Here is an 8,446-nt window from a genome sequence, read left to right on the forward strand (position 1 = left end):
GAGCGGTACGGCCGTCGCGGTTCTGTGCTAATTCCAGCCGGTCAGTCCGGCGCCGTAGGGATAGAGCGGGTTTCCGTACGTGGTCGGTACCGGTTGTCCGGCGTTGATCTTCGCTCGGATCTCGGCGCGTTGGGCGTCCGTGGCGCCGAGGTCGTAGGGCAGGTCCCAGCTCTCGTTCGCGTCCGCGACCGTGTCGGTGCCGCCGGGCTTGAGGACCTGGTCCAGGCTCCGGGGCAGCTGCCAGGGCAGCTTCCCCCTGGGGGTGTAGTCCCCGAAGAGGAGACCGGCCGTCGCCGGACCGGTCTCCTCACCACCGCGATAGGTCACCACGATGGCGTCCGCCAGACCGTTCCAGTCGCTGATCACGATCGGCCGGGGCAGCGTCAGGACGACCACCACCGGAATCCCCTGGTTCTTGAAGTTCTGGATGACGGCGAGCTGATCCGGCGGCAGATAGGGCTGGGTGTCCACCCACGCGGTGGCGTGGGTGTAGGACGGCTCTCCGACGGCTACGACGGCGAGCTTGGGGGAGGGGCCGGTGTCCTGGTAGACGTTGACCCCGGACTTGGCGGCCCTGGCCCGGATGGCCTCCAGCGGGGTGAGTGAGCCGTAGTCGGGGTGGAAGTAGCTGGACCAGATGCAGCACGCGGCGCCGTCGGTGGCGCGGGCGCCGGCGACGACGATGTTGTCGCCCGCGTTGAGCTTGACCGGGAGCACGCCGTTGTTCTTGAGCAGGGTGTTGGACTCGCGCGCGGCCTGGTTGGCGAGGGCGGTGTAGGACGGCTGGTGGAACCGGTAGGGGCCGTTGACCGGGTCGCCGTAGGGGTGGTCGAAGATGCCGAGTTCGAACTTCAGCCGCAGGATCCGGGTCACCGCGTCGTTGATCCGCGCGAGCGGTACCTGGGCTTCGAAGCCGGCCATGGTGAACCCGACGGCGCCCGGGTCGGCGCCGCCCATCACGTCGGACCCGGTGTTGGCCGCGTTCACCCACGCGCCGGAGGGCAGCCAGTCCGTGGTGATCAGACCGGTGTAACCGATGTTCTGCCGCAGGTAGTTGAGGATCTTGGCGCTGTCGCCGGCGCCGGAGCCGCCCGGGTCGAGATAGGAGCTGCCCGCGTACCCCGGCATGATGTTGACCGCGCCGGCTTCGATCGCGGCCCGGAACGGGATCATGTGGTACTTGATCGTCACCGCGTCGTAGACGATGCCGGCCTCGCCGCCCGCGCCTTCGCCGGGCCAGTGCTTGACGGTGGCGAGGACGGAGCCGGGGTTGAGTTCCGGGCCGCCCTGCAACCCGGCTACCTGTGCCCGCAGTTGGGCCGCCGCGACGTCGGCGTTCTCGCCGCCGCCCTCCTGGATGCGCGGGTAGAGCACCTTGGTGCCGACCTCGGCGAGCGGTGAGAGCGTGCCGCGCGCGCCGACCTCCAGCTCCTCCTTGCGCTGCATGTCCCCCAGTCGGTAGTCGAGTGGATAGTCCTTGCCCGCGGCCAGCGCACTCTGCAGCGGGTACGTGGTCTGGTAGCCGGCGGTGGTGTCGCCCGCGGACACGGGCGGGATGCCCAGCCGGGTGGCTGCCGTGGAGATCAGTACGTTGTTCAGGTCGGCCGGTTGGGCGGGTCCGAAGTGCCAGCCCGACATCGGGTAGGACTGGACGTTGTAGAACATCTGGAAGGCCTTCTCCTCCAGCGTCATCCGGCCCAGGAGATCGGCGGTCCGGGTGGTGATCGGCTGCCGCCAGTCCTCGTACGGCTCGATGGTGCCGTTCTTGTTGAGGTCCCGGGCACCGTTGACGATGGCGACGCCGTCGTTCACGGTCTCGATGTCGGGCAGGTAGAGGCTGAAGGTGCGGATGTCGGAGGTGGTGCGCGCGCCGGAGCCGCTCACCGCGACGACGTACCACTTGTAGGTCCACCGGTCGCTGATGTCCCAGGCCGGGGTGTACGTCGTGCCGGTGGGTTCGGCGACCTTGGTGTAGAGGTCGAGCAGGTTGCCCGGGGCCGCGAAGTCGTAGTCGGTGCGGCTGATGTTGAGCCAGACCTCGTAGTGGGCGGTCCCCGCGACGCCGGCCCAGGAGAGCGCCGGCCTGCGGGTGTTCGTGACCATGGCCTTGTCCGCGGGTGCCGACAGCGCGAACTGGTTCACCGTGGCCGGTGCCTTGGTGGGTCCGGAGAGCAGGGGCGGGGTGGCGGTGGACGTGTCGACGGTGCCCAGGACCTGGAACTCCCACAGGGAGTAGCCGTAGCCGGTGGCCCGAGCGGTGCCGGTCAGCCGGACGTAGCGGCCCTTGCCGTTGACGGTGAGGTTCTCGACGCCGCCCTTGCCGCTGGTGGTGCTGTAGAGGGGCGACCAGGTGGTGGCGTCGTCGGACACGTCGAGGTGGTAACCCGTGGCGTAGGCGGACTCCCAGTTCAGCGAGACACCGGTGACCGTGGCCCGGCCGCCGAGGTCGACCTGCAGCCACTGGCTGTCGGTGTACAGGCTGGACCAACGGGTGTTGGTGCGCCCGTCCAGCGCCGCCGCTGGAGCGTTGGCACCTTCCCATGAGGAGGCCGAGACCTGCTTGTACGCGGAGATGACCGCGCCGCCCGGGTCGCCCGGATCGCCGGGGCCTCCGGAGCCGCCGGTGTGGACCGCGAACTCCCACAGGGAGTAGCCGTATCCGGTGGCGCGCGCCGTGCCGTACATCCGGACGTAGCGGCCGGCCCCGCTGACGGTGAGGTTCTGGGTTCCTCCGCCGCCGGCAGCGGTGGCGTAGACGGTGGTCCAGTTGCCGGTTCCGGTGTCGGAGACCTGGATCCGGAAGCCCGTGGCGTACGCCGTCTCCCAGGTCAGGGCGACCTGGGTGATGTCCTGGGTGGAGCCGAGGTCGACCTGCAGCCACTGCGGGTCGGTGGCCGCGCTCGACCAGCGGGTTCCGGCGTCGCCGTCGACCGCCGCCGATGCCGGGGTGCCCGCGTTCTCCGTCGAGGACGCGGTCGCGGGCTTGCCCTGCGACAGCAGGGTGGTGGCCGCGTTCGCGGTGACGTTCATGGCGCCGAGAGCGCCACCGGTCGCGAGGACTGCCGCGAGTAACACCGCGATCAGTCGTCGACGCCGTGCGAGGTGTTGGAGGAGGAGAGACAGGAGGCTCATGCACATCTCCGTGGGGTGGGGTGTGCTGCCTCTTGCCACCGCCACGCCGTCATGAGCCCGACGACGGTGCGGCGGCTGTGGGCTGGTTCGGCTTGCTACTGCGGGCTGTTATGGGTTCGGGCAATGACGCCAAGGGTGCTGGAGAGCGCTCTCCCGGGGGGAGTTTCTTCCAATGCCCGAACACTGTCAACAGATTCGACAGACCCCGTGCCGAGCCGGGCACCGTCGGCGGACCGCAGCGATCTTCACCTTCGTGGCGTGGCGGCGCCGTGGGCCGGGCTGCGACAGGTCACCACGGCGGGTCACCGCGACCGGTCGTCGGGACCGGTCACCGGGACCGGGAACGTCCACGGGCCTCGAACAGCAGCGGAAGGAGCGAGACGGCGACGATCAACGCGACGATCAGCAGCAGGTACCGCTCGATGCCCGGTACGGCGTTCCCCAGCCAGTAGCCGGCCAGCACGAGGCTCTGCGACCAGGCCAGCCCTCCGACGATCTGCCAGAGGGTGAACGTGCGCACCGGCACGTTCAGCGCGCCCGCCAGGGGGCTCAGCACCGTACGGACCACGGGGATGAAGCGGCCGATCACGATCACCTTGCGGTATCCGTAGCGGCGCAGCAGTTCGTCCGAGCGGGTCACCGCCGACTTCAGCCGTTCGTTCCGGCCGCGGGCCAGCGCCGCACGGCCGCCGTGCCGCCCCAGGAGGAAGCCGACCTGCGCGCCGGCGACCGACCCGACGGCCGCGCAGAGGAGCACCTGCCACAGGGACAGGTGCGGACCCGATTCGACGCCGCCGGCGCAGAGCACTCCGGCGGGGAAGAGCAGGGTGTCCCCGGGCAGGAAGAAGCCGACCACCAGCAGACCCGATTCGGCGAAGACCACCACCAGCACGGCCAGCGCGCCGAAGGCCGCGAGCAGGGAAGCCCCGCTCGTCGGGTCGACCGCCATGAGCGCCCAGCTCATGGCGTCCCGGCTGGATGGCGCCAAACATCCGCGTGTCGTCCTGCACGGGAACTGAACACATCTTGAACGGTACCCGCGCGGCCTGGGGTCGGCCCGGCGAGGACCTGGCCGGGGGAGCGTCCACGACCGATCGAAGGTAACGGTGCGTGATCGGGTCGGGCTAGGGCGCTCGCGTGCTCGCCAGACCTGCTCCGCAGACGGCGCAGAGCTGGTGCACCCAGTAGCCGCCGTCATGCCATGCCGTGGTGCCGTTCCTCGTTCCACACACACGGCACGCGGGGATCCGGTCGCCGTCGCGCCGCACGGATGAACGCAGGACCCGTTCGACCACGACGGGCAGCGCCTCGGTGGGGTGCCGCACCGGGTCGGGGCAGTGGACGAGGATTCCCGGCCGGGATCGCCCGCCCCGCCAGCTGCCGGCGTCGACCGGCTGCCGTTCGCCCCGCGCCTTTTCATGCCGCCGCCGGGAAGCGTAGGCGCGCTCGTCGGCGAGCCAGAGCTGCCGGGCCAGATGCAGTTCCTCGACAGCCCTTACGAGCGATCCCGGATCCCTCTCCGGCTCCCTGGGTATCCGGGCGCTCCAGCTCAGATGGTGGTACGTGGCCCGGAAACCGTAGGGCGCGAAGTTCTGGAGGCAATGGCGCAGATGCGAGTGCCGGACGCGCGCGGACAGACCCTCGTCATGGACCCGCCGCCGGTGCGTCGCGAAGCTGCTCATGCCCTGACGCTACGGCCGGTGACGCGAGCGCCGCACCAGACTTGTCGGGGGTGTCGATATGGCCGGGCCCCGTTCGTACAGAGGGTGGGACGCCGGCAGGCTGTGTCGGCGCGGCAGAAGGGCTGTGAGACGGATGAACGAGATGCGGACGTTGCTTTCCGGGCGGGGGCTGCTCGAGTCGCCGCGCTGGCACGGTGACCGGTTGTACTTCTCCGACTGGTCCGCGGGCGAGGTCGTCGCCGTGGACCTCCAGGGCCGCAGCGAGGTGATCGCCCGGGTGAAGTCGCTGCCGCTGTGTACGGACTGGCTCCCGGACGGCCGGCTGGTGATCGTCTCGTCCCTCGACGGACGGCTGCTGCGCCGGGAGCGTGATGAGTCGCTGGTCGTCCACGCGGAACTGGGCATGCCGGGATGGAACGACATCGTGGTGGACGGCCGCGGCAACGCCTACGTCAACCGCGCCGGCTTCGACCCGATGGCCGGCGAGGCGGTCAGGCCCGGATTCGTATATCTGGCGGCGGCGGACGGATCGGTGCGCCAGGTGGCCGACGACATCCTGTTCCCCAACGGGATGGCGGTGACCCCCGACAACTCCACCCTGATCGTCGCGGACTCGTACCGGCACAGCCTGGTGGCCTTCGCCATCGGCGCCGACGGCGGGCTGTCCGGCCGGCGCGTCTGGGCCGACCTCGGCGAGGGCACCCCCGACGGCATCTGCACCGACGCCGAGGGCGCGGTCTGGTACGCCGACGTGCCCAACAAGCGGTGCGTACGCGTCGCCGAAGGCGGTGAGGTGCTGCAGGTCGTCGAGCTGGACCGCGGCGGCTTCGCCTGCGCGCTCGGCGGACAGGACGGGACGACGCTGTTCGTGGTGGCGGCGGAGTGGCGGGGCATGTCAGAACTGGTGGCTCCCGGCAGCGGTCAGGTGCTGAGCATCGAGGTCGGGGTACCGGGGGCGGGCCGGCCGTGATGCCGTGACCGGGCGGCGGATCGCAAGGGCCTGCTGAGGGATCTCCGCCGATTCGGTGGCTGCGCCTTCGGTGGATTCGGCGCCGGGTCCTGTGCACCGCGCACGGCGCTGGAAGGATGCCGCCCATGCCCTTCCTGGTCGCTCCCGCGATATCCACCGGTGCTCTCGCCGCCTCCGGCCAGCCTGTTCTGCCGGTCGGAGCCGATGCGTCGCTCCGCCCCTGGCTGCTGTCCGACGCCGAGGCCGTGCGGGAGGCGTTCCAGGATCCGGCGATCCAGCGCTGGCATGTGCGGAGAGCGGATTCCGTGGACGAGGCGCGGGAGTGGATCAGAGGGTGGCGGAGCGGTTGGCGGGACGAGACGGAAGGGCACTGGGCGATCGTCGATGCCGCGAGTGACGCGCTGCTGGGCCGTATGGCCCTGAAGTCCCTGTCCTTGGCGGACGGCAAGGCCGAACTCGCCTACTGGACGGTGCCGTCGGCACGCGGTCATGGATTGTGCCCTCGCGCGGTCACGGCGCTGACGCGTTGGGCGCTGGGGGAGGGCGGGTTCCACCGCATCGAGCTGGAACACTCGACCGCCAATCAGGCGTCATGCCGGGTGGCGGTCAAGGCCGGTTTCGAGGAGGAGGGAACCCGTCGCGGAGCGGCGCTGCACGCCGACGGTTGGCATGACATGCATCTTCACGCCCGTGTCCGGCAGGCCCGGCAGCCGTCATGACGTCGAAAACCCGCGCCACCGGCCGGACCGTGCGAAGGCCGGGCCGGTACGGGGTGGACCGGGTACGAGGAGGACCGGGTTCGGGATGGACCGGGTACGGAGTCGACCGGTCCGGGGTGGGCCGGAGGCTTTCTCAGGCCTGATCGAGGAAGCGGACGGACCATGCGTAGCCGCTGGTGCTACTGGAAGGGACCTGGCGGACTTCCGTCACCCGGCAGCCGTCATGGGCGTACTTGCGGGCGAACCGGTCCAGGCGCTGTGCCTCGTCGAGTGCTTCCATGGACAGGGGAGCGCCCACGACGAGGTCCTCGTGCAGCGTCGCTCCGTCGGTGGCGTCGGTGGAACAGGTACGGCATTGGTGCGTTGCGGGTAGGGGCATGGTTCCAGTGTGCGCCTGATGTGCCGCATAGCCCGCATGCGTGCCTCCGGCCGATCCGGGGGATCGTCACCAGAGCTTGTCGATCTCGCCCGGATACAGCTCGATACGGGCGTGGGCGAACGCCTCCCGCCCCTCGCGTCCCGCGGTGGAGAAGAAGTCCGCCATGGTGACCTTGCCGAAGCCCGGCTGGTCGCTCGGAAAGGGAGTCTGCGGCGTTCCCCCGATGAGCACGGCCCCGGGAAGCAGCTGCCAGCCGGCGCTCTCGTAGAACGTCTGGAGCGGCCGGTCGCAGGTGAACAACCCCAGGTCCAGGTCTCGTGCGGGCATCGCCTCCCGGGCGGCGGCCACCAGCTGTCGGCCATATCCGTGACCACGTGTGTCCTGGCGCGTCACCACGGTGCTCAGCCCGCCCACGGCATAGCGCCGCCCGGCGTGGACGATCTCCTTGGACAGGATGTCCAGCGCGGACAACACCGTGCCGTCCTCCACGAGGAGCATCGACAGCGGACGAAGCGCCGGATCATGGGTCGGCGCCTCGTCAGGGACCGGCCGGCCCTTCCCGGGCGGCCATGCCTGGTGCTGGATCTCCAGCACCTGGACCCGCAGCTCGGACGGAGTGGCCTCTTCGGGGAACGACAGGATCTGCACCTGCTGATTCTGTTCACACACCGCGCCGGCGCAAGCCCCGGCATGACCCGGGATCCGGTCACGGCTGCGTGGAGAGCCGGGTGTCGAGCGTCAGCGTGAGGTGGTGCACCGCGCGGTGGGGGACCGAGATGGCGTGGTACTCGCTGTAACGCACCGCGGGACCCGCACGGAAGTGCAGGCGCAGCAGTTCCTCGATCGCGGAGACCGTCGCTTCGTCGGCCGCCTCGATGCTGACGTTGCCGTATCCGTCGGGAAGCTCGTCTGTCCTCATGTCTCTGTTGTAGGCCGACTCCGTCGACGGCGCTCGGTGGCGTGAACGGAGCCGGTTGCCCGGGCCGGAACGGACCACTCCGCCGAAGCCGGGCCGTGCGCCCGAAAGCATTGACGCCTGCTCAGGCCAGCCGCAGCGTGATGTAGGCGATGGTGTCGCCCGGCAGCACGTACCTCTCGAATTCGACGAATCCGTGCGCCAGCGCGAACCGCAGCCCGTCCGTGTTGGATGCCAGGACGATCGTCTCGATCACCTCGGCGCCCAGCTTCCGCGCTTGTGCCAGCCCCTCCGCATAGATCTCGCCGCCGAACCCCTGCCCGCGGTGAGCGGGCAGCACCCGGGCGATCAACGTGGCCGTCGAGGTGTCGTCCGTGGGCGGGCGCACCGTCGAGCAACCCACCAGAACGTCGCCGAGATACGCGACGTCCAACCGGTTGCGCCGCACGCGTTCGCGCACGTCGTCGAGGGACAGGGGGTCGGTCGGGATGATCAGGTTGTGGACGTGCTGCCAGTCCTTGACGGCGGCCTCGCCGTCGACCTGCTCGATGCGGAGGTTGGGCATCGGACCCGAGAATCGCACGCGTCGCCGGGCGTCAACCGATAACGGGCCTCGGGGCCGGAAGGGTTGAGCTCCGGGGACGCGGA

9 protein-coding genes are annotated in these 8,446 nt (G+C 70.1%); 2 read left to right on the forward strand and 7 right to left on the reverse strand.

Annotated features, from left to right (window positions below):
* Positions 1 to 27 precede the first annotated feature (27 nt).
* The 3 genes from O3W51_RS02050 to O3W51_RS02060 form a co-directional block, all read right to left on the reverse strand.
* Positions 28 to 3,132, reverse strand: coding sequence for a discoidin domain-containing protein (locus tag O3W51_RS02050; RefSeq protein ID WP_269283253.1), 3,105 nt, complete (start codon positions 3,130 to 3,132; stop codon positions 28 to 30).
* 328 nt (positions 3,133 to 3,460) lie between these two features.
* Positions 3,461 to 4,096: a DedA family protein gene (locus O3W51_RS02055; RefSeq protein WP_138351467.1), complete on the reverse strand. Its 636-nt coding sequence runs from the start codon at positions 4,094 to 4,096 to the stop codon at positions 3,461 to 3,463.
* Positions 4,097 to 4,256: 160 nt separating this feature from the next.
* On the reverse strand, positions 4,257 to 4,814 hold the full coding sequence (locus tag O3W51_RS02060; protein ID WP_138351469.1) for a hypothetical protein: 558 nt from the start codon (positions 4,812 to 4,814) through the stop codon (positions 4,257 to 4,259).
* A gap of 142 nt (positions 4,815 to 4,956) precedes the next feature.
* On the opposite strand from O3W51_RS02060, the gene O3W51_RS02065 reads away from it, so the two are divergent.
* Both O3W51_RS02065 and O3W51_RS02070 read left to right on the forward strand, forming a co-directional pair.
* Positions 4,957 to 5,784, forward strand: a complete 828-nt coding sequence (locus O3W51_RS02065; protein WP_232485380.1) for an SMP-30/gluconolactonase/LRE family protein — start codon at positions 4,957 to 4,959, stop codon at positions 5,782 to 5,784.
* A 125-nt stretch (positions 5,785 to 5,909) separates the two neighbouring features.
* The gene (locus O3W51_RS02070) at positions 5,910 to 6,503 is read left to right on the forward strand and encodes a GNAT family N-acetyltransferase (RefSeq protein WP_138351471.1); all 594 of its coding nucleotides are present in this window, start codon (positions 5,910 to 5,912) and stop codon (positions 6,501 to 6,503) included.
* A gap of 133 nt (positions 6,504 to 6,636) precedes the next feature.
* On the opposite strand, the gene O3W51_RS02075 is transcribed toward O3W51_RS02070, so the two are convergent.
* The 4 genes from O3W51_RS02075 to O3W51_RS02090 form a co-directional block, all read right to left on the reverse strand.
* Positions 6,637 to 6,882 carry a hypothetical protein gene (locus tag O3W51_RS02075; protein WP_138351472.1) on the reverse strand — a complete coding sequence of 82 codons (246 nt, stop codon included), beginning with the start codon at positions 6,880 to 6,882 and terminating at the stop codon, positions 6,637 to 6,639.
* Between the two features lie 66 nt (positions 6,883 to 6,948).
* The gene (locus O3W51_RS02080; RefSeq protein WP_138351473.1) at positions 6,949 to 7,530 is read right to left on the reverse strand and encodes a GNAT family N-acetyltransferase; all 582 of its coding nucleotides are present in this window, start codon (positions 7,528 to 7,530) and stop codon (positions 6,949 to 6,951) included.
* 58 nt (positions 7,531 to 7,588) lie between these two features.
* On the reverse strand, positions 7,589 to 7,801 hold the full coding sequence (locus O3W51_RS02085; RefSeq protein WP_138351474.1) for a hypothetical protein: 213 nt from the start codon (positions 7,799 to 7,801) through the stop codon (positions 7,589 to 7,591).
* A gap of 121 nt (positions 7,802 to 7,922) precedes the next feature.
* A complete protein-coding gene (locus O3W51_RS02090; RefSeq protein WP_138351475.1) occupies positions 7,923 to 8,363 on the reverse strand; it encodes a GNAT family N-acetyltransferase in 441 nt (146 codons plus the stop codon).
* Positions 8,364 to 8,446: the final 83 nt, after the last annotated feature.

This window comes from Streptomyces sp. H39-C1 (assembly GCF_027158125.1).
GTDB classification, from domain to species: Bacteria; Actinomycetota; Actinomycetes; order Streptomycetales; family Streptomycetaceae; genus Actinacidiphila; species Actinacidiphila fildesensis.